We start from the raw sequence: 19346 nt of genomic DNA, 5'->3' as shown, positions 1-19346 counted from the left end.
TGGTCAGATTTCAGACATCTGGATAGCTGAGCGAACACATTTTCGTAAACGACGTTCTTTTTGTGGCCCCCACCAAAGAGGCTGGATGCCAAATTTTGCCATGAAAACTGGTATTATCGTAAGTTTTCCGAACCTTGGGCATTTCGTCGGATCGCGCCAAAGACGCCAGCGAGCGACTGGGCCTGCTGAACGCGCGGGCGGTGATCCCACCAGTATGGCCGCGTGCGGGGCCCGCCATCGCACGATGCACAGTTCGAGCCCCGCCCTTCCTTTATAAAGTGAACCAAAAAATCTGATCTATTGAAGCGCTTCACTTCAGAGCCGTCGGGCCGCAAATAACAGGCCCGCCTCGATCTACGCGTTTCGAGGAAAAGGGCGGGAGGTCAGACAGCCCGCAGCTTGAGACAGAGCGCAAGGACGTTCCATCTACCGTGCCGAGAGAGCCCCGGAACCGCTGCGACGAACTCCGGGCGCGCCACGCCTTACCGCCCTGATTCGCATATGCTAGGGTGCCGCCGCTTTGTAATAGATTTGTCGCGCCTGCCTCCACCGGGGGCTGCGCGGCCCACGACATGACGGAAACGCTTTGACCGACGCCCCCGACCAGCCCATTCCGCCCTCGGACCTCGTTCCGGTGACGATCGAGGAGGAAATGCGCTCCTCCTACCTCGCCTACGCGATGTCGGTCATTGTCAGCCGCGCCCTGCCGGACGTGCGCGACGGCCTGAAGCCGGTTCACCGCCGCATCCTCTACGCCATGCGCGAAAGCGGCTTCACCGCCGACAAGCCCTACCGTAAATCGGCCCGCGCCGTCGGCGACGTCATGGGTAAATATCACCCGCATGGCGACGCCTCGATCTATGACGCCATGGTCCGTATGGCCCAGCACTGGTCGATGCGCGTCAAGCTGATCGACGGGCAGGGCAATTTCGGTTCGGTTGACGGCGACAGCCCGGCGGCCATGCGTTACACCGAAGCGCGTCTGGCCAAGGCGGCTTCCTTCCTGCTCGACGACATTGATCGCGACACCGTCGATTTCCAGCCGAACTACGACGAATCCGAACACGAGCCCAAGGTTCTCCCGGCTTCCTTTCCCAACCTGCTGATCAATGGCGCCACGGGCATCGCGGTCGGCATGGCGACGAATATCCCGACGCATAATCCCGGCGAGGTCATCGACGCCACTTTGGCGATGATCGAGAACCCGGACATCACACTCGAAGAGCTGATGAAGATCATGCCGGGGCCGGACTTCCCGACGGGCGGCCTTATTCTCGGGCGTTCCGGCATCCGCAACGCCTTCGCCACCGGACGCGGCTCCGTCATCATCCGCGCCAAGGCCGAGGTCGAGGAGATCCGCAAGGACCGCAAGGCGATCGTGGTCACGGAGATTCCGTATCAGGTCAACAAGGCCACGTTGCAGGAGCGCATCGCGGAACTCGTGCGCTCGAAGCAGGTCGAGGGCATTTCTGACATTCGCGACGAATCCGACCGCTCGGGCATGCGCGTTGTCATCGAGATCAAGCGCGAAGCCACGCCGGAAGTCGTGCTCAACCAGCTCTACCGCTTCACGCAGCTTCAGACTTCGTTCGGCGTGAACATGCTGGCCCTCAACGGCGGCCAGCCGCAGTTGATGGGCCTGCGCGAGGTGCTGTCGGCGTTCATCGCTTTCCGTGAAGAAGTCATCCTCCGCCGCGCCCGCTTCGATCTCGCAAAGGCGCGCGATCGCGGCCATATCCTCGTCGGCCTCGTCATCGCCGTCGCCAATATCGACGCGGTCATCAAGCTGATCCGCGCGGCGCCCGACGCGGCGACGGCGCGCGAATCCCTGATGGCGGCGGAGTGGGAAGCGGCCGAGGTCGAGCCGCTGCTCGCGCTGATCCACGACGAAGGCAACGTCGTCGTCGACGGCAAGGTGCGCCTGACCGAAGCGCAGGCGCGCGGCATTCTGGAACTGCGCCTGCAACGCCTGACCGGGCTTGAGCGCGAGAAGATCCAGAACGAACTGTCCGAAGTCGCCATCAAGATCAACGAGCTTCTGGCGATCATCGGCAGCCACATCCGCCGCATGGAAGTAATGCGTGAGGAAATTCTCATCGCGCGCGCCGAAATCGCGACGCCGCGTATGACCGAGATCACCGATTACGAAGGCGACCAGACAGACGAAAGCCTGATCGAGCCGGGGCTGATGGTCGTCACCATCACCCGCGACGGTTTCATCAAGCGCACGCCGCTCGACGTGTTCCGCGCGCAGAACCGCGGCGGACGCGGGCGCACGGCGGCCGGACGACGCGGCGACGACATCGTGGTCCGCTCGTTCAACGCGCACACGCATCAATGGGTGCTGTTCTTCTCCTCCGGCGGCAAGGCCTACCGGGAGAAGGTGTGGCGCCTGCCCGAAGCCAGCCCCACCGCCAAGGGCCGCGCGCTGGTCAATCTGCTGCCTGATCTGGGCGACGACTCGATCACGGCGGTCCTGCCTCTGCCGCAGGATGAGGAGCTGTGGGAGTCCCTGCACCTCGTGTTCGGCACGGCCAGTGGCGGCGTTCGCCGCAACCGTCTGAGCGATTTCCGCAACATCCGCGCTTCCGGCCTGATCGCCATGAAGCTGGACGAGGGCGATCGCCTGATCGGCGTCGCGACCTGCCGCGAAGGTCAGGACGTGTTCCTCGCCACCCGCAAGGCGCGCTGCATCCGCTTCCAGATCACCGACGAGACGCTGCGCGTCTTTGCTGGCCGTGATTCTTCGGGCGTGCGCGGCATCAAGCTGGCTGAGGGCGACGAGGTGAACAGCCTCTGCGTGCTCAACCACGTCGACGCCACGGTTGAGGAGCGTCAGCTTTATCTCCGCGCTGCGGCGGCGAAGCGTCGCGCGGAAAATGCGGTGGGCGAGGACGAAGCCGAAGACGCTGTGGTGCCTGAGGCCGAGGACGAGGTCGCGACGGCCGGCGCCAGCCTATCGCCCGAGCGTTTCGCCGAGCTTGAGGCGGGCGAGGAAATCCTGCTGACGGTCAGCGACGGCGGTTTCGGTCGTCGCTCCTCCGCTTACGACTACCGCGTGAGCGGCCGCGCCGGGCAGGGCATCTCCAACATGACCTTCTCGTCCAGCAAGCGCGGATCCGAGGTCGTGGCGACACTGCCGGTTCTCCCGGGCACTGACGTCATGCTGGTCACCAACGCCGGTCGCCTGATCCGCGTGCCAGTGGATCAGGTGCGGATCATGTCGCGTCAGGCAAGTGGCGTGACAGTTCTGCGTCTCGACGGAACCGAGGTCGTCACCAGCGTGTTCCCCGTTCTGGAAGATGACTCGGAGGGCGGGGACGTCGCTCCGGACGAGGAAAGCGGAACGGAAAATGCCTAAATCGTCGCCACGGATCGGGTTCTACCCTGGCACGTTCGACCCGGTTACGTTCGGACATCTGGACGTGATCGAGCGCGCCGCGCGGCTCGTTGACCGACTGGTCATCGGCGTGGCGACGAACGCCGGGAAGAAGCCGCTTCTGTCGAGCGATGAGCGCATTGCCTGCATCAACGATGAGCTTCCTCGCCTGATTCAGGAGACTGACTCGGAGATCGAGGTGGTCGGGTTCGACAAGCTGCTCGTTCATGCGGTGCGGGATTATAACGCTTCGCTGATCTTTCGCGGGCTGCGGCTGCTGAGCGATTTCGACTATGAAATCCAGATGCAGGGCGCCAACCGCAAGCTGGCGCCGGAGATCGAGACAGTTTTCCTGATGGCGTCCGAGCGTACGCAGTCCATTTCCTCCAGCCTCGTGCGCGACATCGCCTTTTACGGCGGCGATATCTCCGACTTCGCGCCCGAGGGCGCCGCGCGGCGTATCAAGGCGCAACTGGGGCGTTGACCGCGGCGTTCCGGCGCCAGTTTCCAATCACGAAACCCCCCATGATTTTACGTTTGCCTGAGGGCGTCGTAAGGGGAGGCGTTCGTCGATCCCTGCCCGTCCGGGCGTAAAGGGGTCGGCTCACCAGCCAGCTTCACAGCCGGCCTGACCAAAGGATTTACGCATGTCCGAGATCGACAAGAGCGACCTGCTCAACCTGGACCTGACTTCCGGCCGCGTGGTCATCCAGCTTCGCGCCGACATCGCGCCCCTGGCGGCCGAGCGCCTGCGCACGCTGTCTGCGGAAGGGTTCTACGACAACGTTGCGTTCCATCGCGTCATCTCCGGCTTCATGGCGCAGGGCGGTGACCCGACAGGCACCGGCAGCGGCGGCAGCAAGTTGCCGGATCTGAAGGCCGAGTTCACGCGCGCCGCGAAGTTCGAGCGCGGCACGGTCGGCATGGCCCGCACGCAGGACCCGAACAGCGCCAACAGCCAGTTCTTCATCATGTTTGAGCCCTCCCCGCACCTCGACGGGCAGTACACGATCGTCGGGCAGGTGACGGAGGGCATGGAACTGGTGGACAAGATCAAGCGCGGTTCAGGCGGCGGCGGCGTCGTGACCGATCCTGACCGTATCGTGAAGATGCGTCCCGCTTCGGTTGAGGCCTGATTTCTCGCCGTTGGCTTCTGATGTGATGCTTTCACGCCAGAAGCCAACGTGCAACAAGCAGAAGTAAAACCACAGATTTGGTCGGTCCGTAAATATTTATTTATTGGGAAAAATTCTCCCAAATACCTAAATACACATCAGATTTTTGGGTTTTTTCCTTTTCTACAAAAAATGACCGACAAAATACCGACACTCGATCGAACCCGGCTTTCAGAAGCCGGCGTTCGGCGTAACTAAAGCGCGCGACACCCCCTCGCGTTAAAGTATGCTTGGCGCGCGAACTTTCTATGTTTTCGTTGAAACAGAACCACGCCACGAGATATCGAAGTATGAGAAAAATCGTACCGGCAGCTTTATCGATCTGCGCCGCTCTGACCATCGCGCTTCTGGCAACCAACGCGCTGATCAGGACCGCATTCGTCACGCGCATTATCTATAATATGTGCATGAGCCCGTGGTTTAAAGCATTCCAGACTTCCATTGGCATGCAAGGCACGGAAAATGCCGAACACATTTCCGGCGTTCTGTTTTTGCTGCTGGTTTCTCTGATTGCGCTTGTAGCGGCTATCCCACTTTATCGGGCGCTTAGGAAAGAGTGGAATTAAAAGTCGACTCCACGCACACAATAGGATTTTCAATAAATATCACAGAAATACTACATATTATCTTTCACAATTACCGAAAAATTAAAAATTTCCAGATAAATGCCAAACATCATGTAGTCTATTTCGTCTTCACCTCATGATGGCGTCTTGGTTTTCCAAGAAATATCTGCCCACGAAATTTGCACATTGACCTGCAACATACCCTAGGCACGGCGCCTCCACTGGATGAAGCGTTGCAGAAGCATCCCATCACATTTCTTGAAAACGTATCAAGGTTATCGCTAATCTGCAGTGAACCTCATGGGGGAACGTCATGCTGCGGTCATTTGAAGCGGTTAGCTGTCCTCAGAACAGACAAAATTTAATCGCCGCCGATCAAACACTCGCAGCATTGAGTAGTTCGGGCGATTACGCGAAACCGTGGCATTGGCACGATTGCGTGATGTTCATGCTCCCCAGTCAAGGAGCTATTGAGCTGAAGCATGAAGGTCGCTCCAAAGGCGCCTGGTTGTCTCAGGAATGCTTTGCGGTAGTCCCCTCCAGACGCGGCCATCAGACCCGAGCGGCGCTGGCGTCTCACCACCATATAGCGCTGTACGTTACTGAAGACGCGCTACGCAAGGTCGACGCCCGTATGGGTTCTTTGCAGGAATTTTATCGCCGTGCGGACAAACCGATTCTCATCCAGCGCAGCGCCGCCCTGCGCGCTCTACAAGACCTCGCCATGCGCAAGGATCTGGGAACATACGGCGGATCAGCACTTCGTCTGGATATCGCCTCCGCGCTTCTGGTGCAGTGCATATCCGATGTCATGACAGGCCTGGCGATGCCTGATGCGGCTCGCCACGATCACGGGGCGGCTTTGGTCGCTGATCTCAAGTCATATATCGCAAATCATGCAGACCGGAGCCTTCCTCTGGATGAAATGGGGCAACGTTTCGGGATTTCCCGCCGCCACCTCACACGCCTGTTTCGAGAAAAAAGTGGCGTATCAATAGGAGCGTATCAGCAAGGAGCAAGATTAAAGCAAGCTAAAACACTTTTAACCGGCACGGATCTGTCGATCGGCGAGATAGCGCTTCGCGTAGGTTTTGAAAGCGGCGGCGCCCTGGCCCGGACCATGCGCCGGACCACTGGCCGCTCTCCATCGGAAATCAGAACGCCGAAGGCCCGATAGGGCATAAGATACGGCCCGACGGGACAAGCAAAGAAACTCCAGATCCGTTTATTGTCTGCCCATACGAACCACCTGATAGGGCGTGACGATGAAGTCGGGCATTTCTATGAAAATCGTCAACGTATTTACCGATGGCCAAGGCGGTGGCAACCCCGCGCCCATAGCAATGGACGCATCCGGCCTGTCTGGCGTGGAGATGCAGAGCATCACGAAAGAATTCGGCCTTGAAAGCGGGTTCATATTGCCGCCCCCTCCCGACTCCCAATGTGACTTTGAAATTCGATATTTCGTTCCCAATCACGAAATGGCTATGTGCGGCCATGTGACTGTCGGCGCGCTCTGGCTGCTGCACAAAAACGGAAAATTGCCTCGACAAGAGGCCAAAATATGGACGAAGAGCGGCATTGTTTGTGGACGCCTTGCCGCGGGCGTTGGAGCGGAAGCGCAATTTGAGATTACGCAGCCTCCTGGCAAAATTGATGTATTGCCGAACCCAGCCGAGAGCGAAGCGGAGATTCTGGATGTTCTCCAGATCTCCAAAAATGACCTAGCGCCGTTCCCCATTCAGAACGCAGCAACCAGTCGGGTCAAGACTTTAGTTCCCGTGAAAAACACGGCCATTCTTGACGCGTTGCAACCCGATTTCACGCGTATTGAAAGTCTGTGCGAAAGAATAGATTCGACGGGGCTATACCCATACGCTCCACATGATCGTGCTCGGCAAATTTACGACGCCAGACAATTTCCGAAAAATTCCGGATATCCTGAAGATGCTGCGACTGGAATTGCAGCTTCGGCTCTGGCCTTTGGGCTGCTGGAGAATCAACTGGTCGAAGCGTCCGATCGTCTCATCACAATCCGCCAGGGTCGAGCGATGAACCGGCCCTCCAAAATAGATATTCGTTTCACTCTTGATGACGAAAAAATTTGCGGCTGCTGGCTGGGAGGTCACGTGGAAGCATCTGCCGAACGCTGAGATTCTCTGTAAGTCAGTATTCGAGCAATCCTGACACCAAACGAATATGGATTACAGGAATTATTCATTTTTACCTTTCAGGACGAGTGAAAAATGAATCGACGTTCAATTTTGCGACTCGGTCTGCTGGCCGCACCCGCTATCGTGGCGTCGCATGGTGCAAGGGCTGATGACGCTCCCCTGATCGTCGGAGCACATGCCGGAGGTCCCCCGTTTTGCTTCAGAAAAAACGGGTCCTACACAGGGTTCGACATCGACGTATGGAGCGAAATTGCCACAGGCATCGGAAAGAATTGGAAAATTCAACCGATGGAGTTTGACGTTCTCATTCCAGCTTTGCAGACGAGAAGCCTCGATGTTGTCGTCTCGCAACTTTTCGTAAAACCAGCACGCCGAAAAGTAATTGATTTTTCTGAACCCTACTACAAAAGCGGCTTAATCGCCGTGACGCGCATCGACAATACGACGATCCATACGGCATCGGATCTCGCCGGAAAAATAATTGGCGCAGAGACCGGCACAATAGGAATCGCCTACATCAGAGAAAACATCAAAAATGCGACGATTGCTGAAATGCCCTCTGTTACCGAGGCGTTACTGGCCCTTGAGGCCGGGCGCACGGATGCAGTTGTGTATGACACGCCGGTATTGATGTATTACGCCCACACCGGAGGGAAAGGCAAAGTACGGATAATCAAGCCCGACCTCGAGGGACGCGATGTCTGTATCGGCTTTCCAAAGGGAAGCCCCCTTGTGGCACAGGCGAACACGCAACTGACGTTGATGAAAAAAGATGGTCGCCTCTCCGCGTTAAACGAGAAATGGTTCGGCCAGACCGAAGAATAAGCTGAGTTTTGTACGGAAAATGTAAAATGAACTTTGACTGGTCGGTTCTGATATCTGCCTTTCCAGATTTGATGCAGGGGCTACAAGTGACGCTTCTGATCGCGCTTTCCGGATTGGCCGGAGGGATCGTGTTTGGCGTCGTGGCGGGTGTTGCACTGGAGTATGGAGGACGAATCTCCAATGCGCTGGCGCATGTTTATGTCGCGCTCATCAGAGGAACGCCTATCGTAGTCCAGGTCATGTTCATATTTTTTGCGTTACCGTTGATAGCGGGCATTCGTATCAGCTCCATAGACGCCGCCATCATTACCATCATAATCAATTCTGGAGCTTATAACGCTGAGATTATACGCGGAGCTCTTAATAGTGTTCCGATTGGGATACAGGAAGCCGGCCTGGCGATGGGTCTCTCTTTTCCTGCCGTTCTTGCTCATATTATAGCGCCGCTTGCGTTTCGACGTTCTTTACCGGCAATGGGAAATCAACTCGTCAATGTTGTGAAAGATACTTCTATTTTTATAGTGATAGGAGTTGGAGAGCTTACACGTCGCGGTCAGGAGGTAATGGCCGAAAATTTTCGTTCTGTAGAAATTTGGTCGGAAGTCGCGGCGATTTACTTTTTGGTCATCAGCGCATTTGCGTTAGGATTGCGTTTGCTGGAACGGCGGGTGAGGTTGCCCTGAAATGATTGAATTCCGTCAAACCACGAAAAGCTTTGGTGATCATGTGGTGCTGCGACCAACCGAACTCTCGGTCAAGTCGGGGGAAGTCGCCGTTATCATCGGTCCGTCCGGTTCCGGGAAGTCGACAATGCTCCGCTGCGTCAATGCTCTAGAAAAAATCAACGGTGGAGATTTGTTGGTAAACGGGATTAGTGTACTGGGATCGCCCGCTGACGTACGCCAGATAAGACGTCAGGCGGGCATGGTCTTTCAGCAGTTCAATCTCTTTCCCAACCTTACGGCACTGCAAAATGTTATGTTTGGGCCGATCCAGGTCAATAAGCACTCGAAATTCGAGGCGCAGGAAGCCGCCGAAACGTTGCTAGAAAAAGTAGGACTTTTTGAAAGAAAGAATCATTATCCATCTCAATTATCTGGAGGCCAGCAACAACGCGTTGCAATTGCCCGTGCGCTTGCCGTGCAACCCAAATTGATGCTGTTCGACGAACCGACGTCAGCCCTGGATCCCGAGTTACGGCAGGAAGTCATGAAAGTCATGCAAACACTTGCGACGGAAGGGATGACCATGATGGTTGTTACTCATGAGATGCATTTCGCCCGGCAAGTCGGCTCACGCCTCATTTTCATGGAGAACGGTCGCGTGATTCATGACGGTGAACCGACTGCTTTATTATCCTCGCCGCCTAGCGAGCGATTTCATAATTTCCTGCAGCATGTGCAATGACCGGCGCTCCACATAAATGTCCTCAGAACGAGCAATTCGTATGACGCAGCGCGATCAGTTCGCAAACGCCTATGGTTTCATGAGAAATCAGGTCCATTTGCACAACTGGAGAAATTCTCCATGGAATGTATGGGCGTTTTGCCATGTCCCGGAATTTATACCGACCGCGGAGATTCGATCATACTCAGTGGAGCCAGAAGAGCCCGTAGTTGGCCCCCATCGGTTAATCGAAAAGAACGTTAAAATTGCGGGCGAGTCAGAACCACTGATCGATGTGTTGCGCCGTACCTGGACGGACGCCTTGGTCGTCATGAAATCGGGACGCTTTATAGCCGAATTTCATGCGCCGCAGTTCGATCTTCAGACCCGTCATATTATGTTTTCTTCAAGTAAATCCATCACAGGTCTTTTGGTCGGCCTTCTGGTCGGCGACGGGTTAATCGAACGCGACGCACCGGTAGCGAGATACGTGCCGGAGCTGGAGCGTTCCGCTTTTGGAAACGCCTCCATTCAACACGTGCTCGATATGCGCACGAGCGTAGCTTTTACAGAAGAATACGGCGATTCTCTTGGCGATTTCGCCCGCTATCGAAGGGCGGGCCTCCTCGATCCACAGATGGAGGGAACGCCCCAGGAGACAGTGATCGAATTTCTTGCATCGCTAAAGAAAGGAAGCAATGAGCACGGTGGCCCCTTTTACTATTGTTCGCCGAATTCCGATGTCCTTGGGCTGGTAGTGGAGCGGGCATCCGGAGAGCGCCTGGCGGATTTCGCAGCCACACGTCTCTGGCGCCCGCTCGGTCTCCGCCAATCTGGTTCAATAACCGTGGATACAGAGGGTACGCCACGCGCAGGCGGCGGAATTTCCATGACCCCGCGTGACCTCGCGAGGATCGGAGAAGCCATGCGGTGTGGAGGCAAGGCCCTTGGTCGTCAGGTTATTTCGCCAGAATGGGTGGCCGACACGATTTCAGGGGGAGACATGCAAGCCTGGAGGGAAGGGAATTTTGCCGACTGGCTTCCCGGCGGATCTTATCGCAATCAATGGTATCAGAGCGGGAATGCTCACCAAGCATTCTTTACGCTGGGCATTCATGGGCAATGGCTCTACGTCGACCCCCAGTCGGAGGTTGTCATTGTTAAATTTTCATCGCAACCCAATCCCGTTGACGCCCTTATGAAAATGACAAATCTTCAATTATTTAATGAAGTATCGAACTTTAATTTTACATGATATGTTCAGCTTAGTTATCTACTACTCGTAATGGCATACGCCAAAACCATAGCCTCGTACACTGAGATTTTTTCTATCTTCGCTGCAGCGAACGCCACGTTCCGTCGATGTCCGATAACGGACTGATTTCACTACCGGGGGCGACAGAGTTGGTATTTTAGTTATTTTGTGAAGCGACGATCCCGTTTTCCAGTTGGAACGGGAAGGCCCAGTATGTCGCTCGCGGACAGGTGAGAGGAAGTCCTCCCCTCGCCCACCGACTCAATTACGCGTTTTCCACAACTTTCCCGGCGGCTATCCGGGCCGCCTGCTTCTCTTCTTCGGTCCACACTTTACGCTCCCGCGTCTTCTGCGGCTTGATTTGCTTCACCGGCCCACCACCCAACACAGGCGGACGCATGGTCGAATTTCTCGCATCTTCGGAATGCCACTCGTGGTCTTCGTGAACGATCAGAGCGCGGCCAATCTCCCGTTCCACGGCGTGTAACCAGGCGCGCTGTTCAGCGTCGCACAGCGTGACGGCGAAACCGGCGCGGCCTGCACGGCCAGTGCGCCCGATGCGGTGCACATAGCTTTCCGGCAGGCTCGGCAGATCGTGGTTGAAAACATGCGTTACCGTGTCGACGTCGATACCGCGCGCGGCGATGTCTGTCGCCACCAGAACCTGAGCGTCTCCGGAACGAAAGGCGTCGAGCGCGCGTTCCCGCTGGCCCTGCGACTTGTTGCCGTGCAGGGCCTCGGCAGTGATGCCTGCTTCTACGATGAAGGCGCAGACCTCGTTGGCAATGTTCTTCTGCAAGGTGAAGACGACCGCCTGCCCCATCCCCGGCGTACGCAGCAGCGTCAGCAGCGCGTCTTTCTTGTTGGCCGCGTCGAGGAACATGACGGATTGCTCGATGCGGTCCACTGTGGTTGACGGCGGAGCGATCTCGACCTTCGCCGGGTCGCGCAGCAGGCTCTCAGCCAACGCGGCGATAGACTTCGGCATCGTCGCCGAAAACAGCAGCGTGTGACGATCTTTCGGCAACGTCGCGACAATGCGCTCTATCGGCTTGGCGAAGCCCATGTCGAGCATCTGGTCAGCTTCGTCCAGAACCAGAGCTTCAAGCTGCGACAGATCGCACAGTCCTTGCTCAATCAGGTCGAGCAGACGCCCCGGCGCGGCGACAATGATGTCCACGCCATCTTTCATCGCATTGACCTGATGAAACTGGCTGACGCCGCCAAAAATCGTCGTTACGTTGATATCCAGATGGCGGCCAAAGCTCTCGAAGCCGTCAGCAATCTGCGAGACAAGCTCGCGCGTGGGCGCGAGGACGAGCACGCGCGCGCCGCCTGCTGGCGCCGGGCGTGGAGACTGCGCCAGACGATGAAGCAAAGGCAGCGCGAAGGCTGCGGTCTTGCCAGTGCCCGTCTGCGCCATGCCGAGCAGATCACGCCCTTCGAGCAACATCGGGATCGACTGAGCCTGGATGGGCGTCGGCTTGACGTAGCCCTCCTCCGCCAGCGCGCGGAGCACGGGTTCCGCCAGAGAGAGGTCGGCAAATGTCATGGTCATGGCAAGCGGCGCCTCCGGCGCTCAAAAAAGGCTGCGCCTGTTCGGGCTTCGCTGATATCGGAACGCGGGCTTTTACGGGCGATGCCGCAGCGCGTCAACGCAGGAGACGAGAGACGGCGGCTCGAAGGTCCGTCGCCAGCAACTCCCCCTCACCACGCAGCGAGATCCGTACCGGGCGCCCCTCGCCGCATAGTAGTGCGTGACACGCTCAAAACGTCGCCTTTCCTCACACTCAGTGATTTAGCCAGCGAAGCGTGGGTGATTCGGTGCGAGTTTCACGCATCAAGTCCGGACCACTCGATACAGTTCCATTTTCACGCGTCAAATTTCGAAAACCTCTTTCTATATTCAGCTGGCGACACGCCCACATGCCTGACGAACGCCCGGCGCAATGTGTCGACATCGGCAAAACCGCAGGACGCCGCGACCTGCTTTGGCGTCTCCTGTCCCAGTTCCAGACGTCGCCGGGCGGCATTCACGCGAGCGTCTTCAACCCACGACGCCGGCGTCACTCCCACCTCGTTGCGAAACAACCTCGAGAAATGGCGCGTGCTCAGATCCATACGTCTGGCGAGATTCGCGACTGAGTGGTTCAAGCCCGGATTGGTCGCCACCCACCGCTGCAGTTCTTGCAACGCCGAGCGACCGGGCAACGCGGCGACGCCCTTGCGGCTGAACTGCATCTGCCCGCCCGGTCGCTTGAAGAACATCACGAGTTGGCTTGCCACCCTCCTCGCTAGCTCGTGGCCCAGATCCTCCTCGACAAGCGACAACGCGAGATCCAGTCCGGCGGTTACCCCGGCGGCTGTCCGAAGGGCCCCGTCCGCGACGTGAATCGCCTCCGCATCCACCATGACGTCTGGAAACTGTCGCACCAGTTCCTCCGCGACGGCCCAATGAGTCGTGACCCGTTTGCCGTCCAGCAGACCTGCTGCGGCAAGAAAGAATGCTCCGCTGCACACCGACCCAAATCGCCGCGCCGTCGGCGCCCGCCTGCGTAACCATGCGACAACAGCGTCATCCACCGGGGAAACGGCCGCGTTTGGGCGTCCGGCGACGAGAAGCGTGTCGATCGCCTCATCTTCGTCGTCGCCGATAATACAGTCCGCCACTAACCGCACGCCGGACGAACTGCGGACCTGACCCGGTTCGATCGCGGTGACGACAAGTCGGTATTCCTCACGCCCGACCTGAGCATTAGCTTCCGCGAACACATCCAGCGGGCCGCATACGTCCAGAAGCTGGACCCCCGGCAACGCCACCACCACAATTGTCTTCGACCGCACTTTCATCCGTGGCCGCCCTGACCCTAAATTGTCCGAAATCGACGTATTACAACAATTGCAGCCATTTCACGACACTCCTACCGTCTGCGCAAGGCCAGCCAGCAGGGGGAAAATATGCCGTCCGTCACTCAAGAAGCCGCAATTCCCGACAGTGCGTTAGCCCGCGCAATCACCGAATATATTCGCGACACCGAAACAGAGCTGCTCTTCAACCATTCCAGCCGTGTTTACCAATTCGGCGCGCTGGCGGGCGTCAAGCGCGGAATCAAATTCGACCGCGAATTACTTTATGCAGGAGCGATGTTTCACGACATCGGCCTGATGCCGAGCCACAGCAGCCCAGGCGAACGGTTTGAGGTCGATGGAGCCCATGCCGCCCGCGATTTCCTGCGGAGCCACGGCGTTCCCGAGGAAGACGCCTATACGGTGTGGACGGCGATCGCGCTCCACACCACGCCGGGCGTGCCGCAACACATGCATCCTGTCGTGGCGCTTGTGACCGCTGGCGTGGAGATGGACGTGCTGGGCCTCACCTACGCGCAATATTCCGCAGCCGAACGCGAGGCCGTCGTCGCGGCGTTTTCACGCTCCCCGAATTTTAAAGAGGATATCATTCAGGCGTTTTACGACGGGATTCGACACAAGCCCGACACTACATTCGGTAACGTCAAAGCGGACGTCATCGCAGACAAGGAGCCGCACTTTCATCGCGGCAATTTCTGTTCAGTCATCCGCTGTTCTCAATGGAGCAGCTAAACGCCACCGAAGGAGACTGATTTGAGGCCGACACTATCCCCGCGTCCTGCGCGCCTCCGTCACTGACGCGCAGCGCATCAGGAGGCCGGGGGAAACGCCGCCCACTCTGGCTACTCGACAGCGGAAACGAGCGGCGCGCAAATACCTTCTAACCAGAATAGCCTGCGCTTCGCTTATCAGACTTTAAACTTACGCCACCCCCACACCCCCGCCAGAACGCTGACGACGCCCAGCGTCGCCAGCCCCAGGCGCGCACCCAACGGCAATGGAGCGCCGAGAAATGCAGGCGTCAGCGCCGTCGCCTTTTTGGTCTCGATATCGAAAGGCCCATAAGCGGAAAGCGCACCTGCGACACTGTAATCCAAGTTGGCGGGAGCGTCGTCGGACGCGGGAGCTTTCTCCAGTTGCGCCGCATAACCCCGGCGAGCACGACGGGACGCAACGATACGCGGAGCGAGCGCGTCGATCGCGCGCGTGATCTGGCCACGCAGGCCAACCCACATATCCTCGCCGCTGTGGAAGGCCGCGCGGCAGATGGCCTCTCCGGCCACTTCCGGTTCGAAGATCGGCGCAGGCGGACGCAGGCGCTTGCCGGTCAGGTTCTTCGTCCAGCCAAAGCGCGGCGTATTGAAGGACGGTAGATGGACAAGCACCACACGGATGCGATCGCCGTCATGGGCGATCTCGGCGCGCAGGCTTTCGCAGAAGCCAACCACGGCGCTGCGCGCACCGTTCTCCGCCGCCTGCAGCGGCAATCCGCGCAAGCGCGGGCCAAGCGCCAGATTGACGATCACGCCCTGCCCACGCCGTCGCATACGGCGCAGCGCGGCGGTGGAGCCATAGACGGAGCCAAGGTAAGTGACCTCCGTCGCGCGACGGATATCGGCGCCATCCAGTTCCACGACTGGACCTACGACGGTGGCGCCGGCGCAATTGACCCAGATCGAAATCGGGCCAAGTTCTTCCTCGACCTGCTCTGCGGCGGCGTCCAGCGCCGCTTCGTCGGCGACATCGACAGCCACGTGCACGGTCCGCACGCCGGACTGCTCCAGTTCCTCGGCCGCCGCCGCCAGCCGCTCCTCATTGCGTCCCAGCAAAGCGACGTCGAAACCCGCCCGGCCCAAAGCACGCGCAGTCGCGCGACCTATGCCCGCGCCTGCTCCGGTTACGACTGCGATGCGATGCGCCATGGTCCGCCCCCGATCCGTTCAGAACGCCCCGATGTGGTCCGAAACGGACGCGGCGGCAAGCCCGAGACGTTCAGTCGATGACGCGGATACGAAACAGAACGTTCATGATCGTCCCCTGCGGTCCCGCCACCGTGACAGGCACCGCGTCGACGCCGGTAAAATCCGCCGCCGGTTTGTAATGAAGGCTTGTCGCGGCGACCGGCGCGGCGTTGCAGCGCGAGCGCGGGTTGCTCGCGGGAAAGCTCGGGTTGACCGAATAATCGACGAACGTAGCGGTCCCGTGCTGCGGGTCTTTTGCAACCTTGAGGACCTGAAACTTTTCGGCGGAACAGTCGACCGCCACAGCTTGCCAGTAATTCAGCATCGTGTCGGTATTTTTCATTACGATCTTGTCGACCAGACGATAACGATTCCACTGTGGGACGTCGACAACCCGACGCGTTACGGCGGAGCCATTGGAGACGCCGGCTCCGGACGCATTTAGGGAGGTCACGGAGTTCTGCACGCACCCCGCCAAAGAGAAGCCTGTGGCGCATACAGCCAGAAAGAGACCCCAACGCTTCATAATTCACCGTCATATTTTGCAACAAACTCGACGCTACCTATACGCAACTCCCAAGGCAATAACGGCAACGAAAGGAGTTGAGGAAAACCGCCTATATATTATACAAATTAATATATTCGTGGAATTTATCCCTCAACGTCCTCGCAAACACGCGCGGCCACACGCCCCGCCGTCAGGTCCGCAAGACGCGCGATCAAGCCCTCTACTCCCTCCACCGGCACAGCGACGACATAAGTAGCGCCAGTCGCGTCGAACGTCTCCGCTTCGACCTGAGCACCCAGTCCGGACAGACGCGCGCCGATCAGCGCCAGATCGGAGAACGGGCAATGAAAGCCCACGCGCACGCGCGCCACGATCGCGGCGCGCGGCGCAAGACGCAGGCACTCCGCCGCCGTGCCGCCATAGGCGCGGACCAACCCGCCCGCTCCGAGCTTGATCCCGCCAAACCAGCGCGTCACGACCACGGCGACGCGATCTATGTCCTGCGCCTCGATCACCTGCAGGATGGGACGACCGGCCGTACCGCCAGGTTCTCCGTCGTCGTGAAAACGGTACTGCTGGCCAATCCGCCAGGCCCAGCAATTGTGCCGCGCCTCGACGTCCGAAATTTCGTGGATGAAGGCGAGGGCCGCTTCTTCGTTGTCGACCGGCGCGGCGTAGGCGAGGAAACGGCTTTTCTTGATCTCCTTCTCGAAAAACGCCCGTTCCGTCAGCATCTCAGCCATGGCCGCCAGCCCGCCACCCCCATAGCCGGGCCGCGCCGTGGGCGCGTTCGAACAAAATCTCCACGGTGTCGACGGGCGGCGCCTCGTCTTTGGCGGTTTCGACGATGATCAGCGCGTCCGGCGCGATCCACCCGCGCGCAGTGAGCGCGTTCAGGGCGAGCACTGGCAACCCTCTATCGTAAGGCGGATCGAGAAAGATCAAACCACAGCGGTGAACAGCTTTCGGCGGCGCCAGAATATCGCCAGCGAACACGCGCGACATGTCTTCCTTGCGGCAGGCCGTTATGTTGGCGCGCAAGGCGGCAAGCGCCGCGCGGTCACGTTCAAAAAAAGCGCAGGACGCGGCCCCGCGCGACAGAGCCTCCAGCCCCAGCGCGCCGGTGCCGGCAAACCCGTCCAGAACGGCGACGCCCTCCACCGCGTCCCGTCCGCCCCAAGAGGCGTGCAGCACCATGTCGAAAAGCGCCTGCCGGACGCGATCCGCCGTGGGCCGGGTCACGCCGCCCGGTGGAGCCTGAAGCTGCCGCCCGCGCCGGTCGCCGCCGATAATCCGCACGATGCGCCTAGCCCCTGCGCGCTGGCGCACGCCCCTTCGACGCTCCACGCGCAGCGGGAGCAGGTTCATTATCGCGCGGCAACTGACTTTTCAGAACGCGGCCTGGAACCTCCTCCAGTTCGCCCGGCTGAAGCTCACCCAAGGGAAACGGGCCGTAGGACGTGCGGAGCAGACGGCTGACGTGCAGGTTGAGCCCGGCCATGACGCGCCGGACCTCGCGGTTTTTTCCTTCCCGCAGCGCCACAGTCAGCCATGCGTTGTCACCCTTTTTCGAGTCGAGCGACGCTTCGATAGGCCCGTATTTCACGCCGTCGAACACACTGCCGCCTGCAAGCTCCGCGAGCCGCTTCGGGTCTACGACGCCGAACACGCGCACCCGGTATCGCCGCAACCACCCGTTCGAGGGCAATTCAAGACGCCGCGCCAGCGCGCCGTCATTGGTCAGCAGCAGCAGGCCCTCGCTGTTGAGGTCGAGCCGCCCGACGCTGACCACGCGCGGCATCCCCTCCGGCAGGGAGGCGAACACGGTGGGACGCCCCTCCGGGTCGCGGTGGGTGGTCACCAGACCGTCCGGCTTGTGGTAGCGCCACAGGCGCGTGTGGTCCGGCTGCTCAACCAGCTTCTTGTCCACAAACACTGCGTCGTTCGCCGTCACGAACGTCGCCGGATGCGTGACGGGGGCGCCGTTGAGGGAGACGCGCCCCTCCTCGATCATCCGCTCGACGTCGCGACGGCTCGCGACCCCGCTGCGCGCCAGCCATTTTGCGATCCGCTCGCCGCGCGCGCCCGCGTCCTGCCCGTCCATGTCAGTCATCCTTCGTGTTTCACAGCATTCGGCGCGCCGTTTCCTACGACTCCCACGCGCGCGCGCCAGTCGCGGCAGGCAGAGACGAAGGCGGCGAAGATCGCCTTGTCTCCAGCATCGATAAGAAATTCGGGGTGCCATTGCACGCCCAGACAGAACGTGGCCTCGCCATCCTCGATGGCTTCGATGACGCCGTCTTCCGCCCGCGCGGCGACAATCGCCCGACCGGGATCATGCACCGCCTGATGATGAGAGGAGTTCACGGCCATGCGCGAACGTCCGACAATCGCCGCTAGGCGCGTTCCCGGTTCGATCATGACGATATGACCGGCCTCGTCACGCGGATTGGGCTGCTCGTGCGGTAGCGCGTTCGGAATGGCGTCCGCTATGTCCTGATGCAGGGAGCCGCCCAGAACGGCGGCGAGAAGCTGCATGCCACCGCAAATCCCAAGGATCGGCATCCCTCGCGTACGGGCGGCTTCGATCAGGGCCAGTTCGGAGCGCGTGCGTGCAGGTTTCAGCTGCGTGGCGGGATGGAGCGTCTTATCGCCATATAACGCAGGATCGATGTCGAACGCGCCGCCGGTGACGACAAGCCCGTCAAGCCGATCGAGAAAAGCCCCTGCCATACAAGGCGCGTGCGGTATGGCCACAGGCACGCCATCGGCGCCGATAATGGCGCTCATATAATTGGCGCGCAGGGCGTACCATGGAAAGGCCGAATACTGGCCGGAGCCTCCCGGCTCCTGATCCATGGTTACGCCGATGACGGGGTTATCGCGTGTCATGGCGCTCACATAGAATAAAGCGCCGTGCCGGTATATGGGGCGGCCGTTCGCTCATCTCTTGATCGATCATCGTCCGGATGTGCGAAGCGTCACATCAACGTGGGCGACGGTTGCGCTCGCTGCCTTAAAGAGCGGCAACACCATCGGCTCCAACTGCGTCCCAACGCAGAAAGGAAATAGCGTGTCAACTCCAATACGCGCTGCATCCGAACACAGATCAACACCTTATGAACCGGACGATTTCTGTCGCGCACATACGCCTAAAGTAGAAGAAACATCCTAGAGCGCCTCTGACGGCACAACGAGGCGCAGCTTTATTGATTCCTGATTATCAGGCGAAATGGAGGAACCGGGACA

Annotated in this window: 19 protein-coding genes; 11 read left to right on the top strand and 8 right to left on the bottom strand. The window is 59.2% G+C overall.

Features of this window, described 5'->3' with window-relative positions; genetic code table 11:
* Positions 1–586: 586 nt before the first annotated feature.
* The 10 genes from gyrA (at position 587) to HK28_RS05390 (ending at position 10760) form a co-directional block, all read left to right on the top strand.
* Entirely contained in the window at positions 587–3361 is a 2775-nt protein-coding gene (gyrA, locus tag HK28_RS05435) for a DNA gyrase subunit A (RefSeq protein WP_086643597.1), read from the top strand.
* Positions 3354–3863 carry a pantetheine-phosphate adenylyltransferase gene (gene coaD, locus HK28_RS05430; protein WP_086643596.1) on the top strand — a complete coding sequence of 170 codons (510 nt, stop codon included), beginning with the start codon at positions 3354–3356 and terminating at the stop codon, positions 3861–3863. The genes gyrA and coaD overlap by 8 nt, the downstream gene beginning before the upstream one ends.
* A 163-nt stretch (positions 3864–4026) precedes the next feature.
* On the top strand, positions 4027–4515 hold the full coding sequence (locus HK28_RS05425; RefSeq protein ID WP_086643595.1) for a peptidylprolyl isomerase: 489 nt from the start codon (positions 4027–4029) through the stop codon (positions 4513–4515).
* 329 nt (positions 4516–4844) lie between these two features.
* Positions 4845–5120 carry a hypothetical protein gene (locus tag HK28_RS05420; RefSeq protein ID WP_086643594.1) on the top strand — a complete coding sequence of 92 codons (276 nt, stop codon included), beginning with the start codon at positions 4845–4847 and terminating at the stop codon, positions 5118–5120.
* A 448-nt stretch (positions 5121–5568) separates the two neighbouring features.
* The gene (locus tag HK28_RS05415) at positions 5569–6297 is read left to right on the top strand and encodes a helix-turn-helix domain-containing protein (RefSeq protein ID WP_158093402.1); all 729 of its coding nucleotides are present in this window, start codon (positions 5569–5571) and stop codon (positions 6295–6297) included.
* Between the two features lie 88 nt (positions 6298–6385).
* Positions 6386–7273 carry a PhzF family phenazine biosynthesis protein gene (locus HK28_RS05410; protein ID WP_086643592.1) on the top strand — a complete coding sequence of 296 codons (888 nt, stop codon included), beginning with the start codon at positions 6386–6388 and terminating at the stop codon, positions 7271–7273.
* A gap of 93 nt (positions 7274–7366) precedes the next feature.
* Complete coding sequence (locus tag HK28_RS05405) at positions 7367–8119, top strand: transporter substrate-binding domain-containing protein (protein WP_086643591.1); 753 nt, start codon at positions 7367–7369, stop codon at positions 8117–8119.
* A 26-nt stretch (positions 8120–8145) separates the two neighbouring features.
* A complete protein-coding gene (glnP, locus tag HK28_RS05400) occupies positions 8146–8802 on the top strand; it encodes a glutamine ABC transporter permease GlnP (RefSeq protein WP_086643590.1) in 657 nt (218 codons plus the stop codon).
* Between the two features lies 1 nt (position 8803).
* Positions 8804–9526 carry a glutamine ABC transporter ATP-binding protein GlnQ gene (gene glnQ / locus HK28_RS05395; protein WP_086643589.1) on the top strand — a complete coding sequence of 241 codons (723 nt, stop codon included), beginning with the start codon at positions 8804–8806 and terminating at the stop codon, positions 9524–9526.
* 40 nt (positions 9527–9566) lie between these two features.
* Entirely contained in the window at positions 9567–10760 is a 1194-nt protein-coding gene (locus HK28_RS05390) for a serine hydrolase (RefSeq protein ID WP_086643588.1), read from the top strand.
* Positions 10761–11025: 265 nt separating this feature from the next.
* On the opposite strand, the gene HK28_RS05385 is transcribed toward HK28_RS05390, so the two are convergent.
* Entirely contained in the window at positions 11026–12318 is a 1293-nt protein-coding gene (locus HK28_RS05385; protein WP_086643587.1) for a DEAD/DEAH box helicase, read from the bottom strand.
* 314 nt (positions 12319–12632) lie between these two features.
* Positions 12633–13610, bottom strand: coding sequence for a GlxA family transcriptional regulator (locus tag HK28_RS05380; RefSeq protein WP_086643586.1), 978 nt, complete (start codon positions 13608–13610; stop codon positions 12633–12635).
* Positions 13611–13718: 108 nt separating this feature from the next.
* Between HK28_RS05380 and HK28_RS05375 the strand changes: the two genes are divergently transcribed.
* On the top strand, positions 13719–14360 hold the full coding sequence (locus HK28_RS05375; protein ID WP_086643585.1) for an HD domain-containing protein: 642 nt from the start codon (positions 13719–13721) through the stop codon (positions 14358–14360).
* Positions 14361–14536: 176 nt separating this feature from the next.
* Here the strand turns inward: HK28_RS05375 and HK28_RS05370 are convergent, their stop codons facing one another.
* From HK28_RS05370 to HK28_RS05345, 6 genes are all read right to left on the bottom strand, one after another.
* The gene (locus HK28_RS05370) at positions 14537–15550 is read right to left on the bottom strand and encodes an SDR family oxidoreductase (protein WP_086643584.1); all 1014 of its coding nucleotides are present in this window, start codon (positions 15548–15550) and stop codon (positions 14537–14539) included.
* 70 nt (positions 15551–15620) lie between these two features.
* Positions 15621–16115 carry a hypothetical protein gene (locus HK28_RS05365; RefSeq protein WP_086643583.1) on the bottom strand — a complete coding sequence of 165 codons (495 nt, stop codon included), beginning with the start codon at positions 16113–16115 and terminating at the stop codon, positions 15621–15623.
* A 125-nt stretch (positions 16116–16240) separates the two neighbouring features.
* On the bottom strand, positions 16241–16840 hold the full coding sequence (locus HK28_RS05360) for a YigZ family protein (protein WP_086643582.1): 600 nt from the start codon (positions 16838–16840) through the stop codon (positions 16241–16243).
* Positions 16833–17396: a 16S rRNA (guanine(966)-N(2))-methyltransferase RsmD gene (gene rsmD, locus HK28_RS05355; RefSeq protein ID WP_086643653.1), complete on the bottom strand. Its 564-nt coding sequence runs from the start codon at positions 17394–17396 to the stop codon at positions 16833–16835. Before rsmD ends, HK28_RS05360 begins: the two co-directional genes overlap by 8 nt.
* Before the next feature lie 7 nt (positions 17397–17403).
* Complete coding sequence (locus HK28_RS05350) at positions 17404–18201, bottom strand: pseudouridine synthase (protein WP_198945800.1); 798 nt, start codon at positions 18199–18201, stop codon at positions 17404–17406.
* 5 nt (positions 18202–18206) lie between these two features.
* A complete protein-coding gene (locus HK28_RS05345; RefSeq protein WP_086643580.1) occupies positions 18207–18989 on the bottom strand; it encodes a gamma-glutamyl-gamma-aminobutyrate hydrolase family protein in 783 nt (260 codons plus the stop codon).
* Between the last annotated feature and the right edge of the window lie 357 nt (positions 18990–19346).

Origin of the sequence: Acetobacter sp. DsW_063, assembly GCF_002153745.1 — a bacterium.
GTDB lineage: Bacteria > Pseudomonadota > Alphaproteobacteria > Acetobacterales > Acetobacteraceae > Acetobacter.
This window is presented reverse-complemented; position numbering and strand designations above follow the sequence as displayed.

What these genes read in the sequence shown, in the direction of transcription:
- coaD (WP_086643596.1), top strand. Translation starts at nt 3,354, where the DNA reads ATGCCTAAATCGTCGCCACGGATCGGGTTCTACCCTGGCACGTTCGAC.
- HK28_RS05425 (WP_086643595.1), top strand. Translation starts at nt 4,027, where the DNA reads ATGTCCGAGATCGACAAGAGCGACCTGCTCAACCTGGACCTGACTTCC.
- HK28_RS05420 (WP_086643594.1), top strand. Translation starts at nt 4,845, where the DNA reads ATGAGAAAAATCGTACCGGCAGCTTTATCGATCTGCGCCGCTCTGACC.
- HK28_RS05415 (WP_158093402.1), top strand. Translation starts at nt 5,569, where the DNA reads ATGCTCCCCAGTCAAGGAGCTATTGAGCTGAAGCATGAAGGTCGCTCC.
- HK28_RS05410 (WP_086643592.1), top strand. Translation starts at nt 6,386, where the DNA reads ATGAAGTCGGGCATTTCTATGAAAATCGTCAACGTATTTACCGATGGC.
- HK28_RS05405 (WP_086643591.1), top strand. Translation starts at nt 7,367, where the DNA reads ATGAATCGACGTTCAATTTTGCGACTCGGTCTGCTGGCCGCACCCGCT.
- glnP (WP_086643590.1), top strand. Translation starts at nt 8,146, where the DNA reads ATGAACTTTGACTGGTCGGTTCTGATATCTGCCTTTCCAGATTTGATG.
- glnQ (WP_086643589.1), top strand. Translation starts at nt 8,804, where the DNA reads ATGATTGAATTCCGTCAAACCACGAAAAGCTTTGGTGATCATGTGGTG.
- HK28_RS05390 (WP_086643588.1), top strand. Translation starts at nt 9,567, where the DNA reads ATGACGCAGCGCGATCAGTTCGCAAACGCCTATGGTTTCATGAGAAAT.
- HK28_RS05385 (WP_086643587.1), bottom strand. Translation starts at nt 12,318, where the DNA reads ATGACCATGACATTTGCCGACCTCTCTCTGGCGGAACCCGTGCTCCGC.
- HK28_RS05380 (WP_086643586.1), bottom strand. Translation starts at nt 13,610, where the DNA reads ATGAAAGTGCGGTCGAAGACAATTGTGGTGGTGGCGTTGCCGGGGGTC.
- HK28_RS05375 (WP_086643585.1), top strand. Translation starts at nt 13,719, where the DNA reads ATGCCGTCCGTCACTCAAGAAGCCGCAATTCCCGACAGTGCGTTAGCC.
- HK28_RS05370 (WP_086643584.1), bottom strand. Translation starts at nt 15,550, where the DNA reads ATGGCGCATCGCATCGCAGTCGTAACCGGAGCAGGCGCGGGCATAGGT.
- HK28_RS05365 (WP_086643583.1), bottom strand. Translation starts at nt 16,115, where the DNA reads ATGAAGCGTTGGGGTCTCTTTCTGGCTGTATGCGCCACAGGCTTCTCT.
- HK28_RS05360 (WP_086643582.1), bottom strand. Translation starts at nt 16,840, where the DNA reads ATGGCTGAGATGCTGACGGAACGGGCGTTTTTCGAGAAGGAGATCAAG.
- HK28_RS05350 (WP_198945800.1), bottom strand. Translation starts at nt 18,201, where the DNA reads ATGGACGGGCAGGACGCGGGCGCGCGCGGCGAGCGGATCGCAAAATGG.
- HK28_RS05345 (WP_086643580.1), bottom strand. Translation starts at nt 18,989, where the DNA reads ATGACACGCGATAACCCCGTCATCGGCGTAACCATGGATCAGGAGCCG.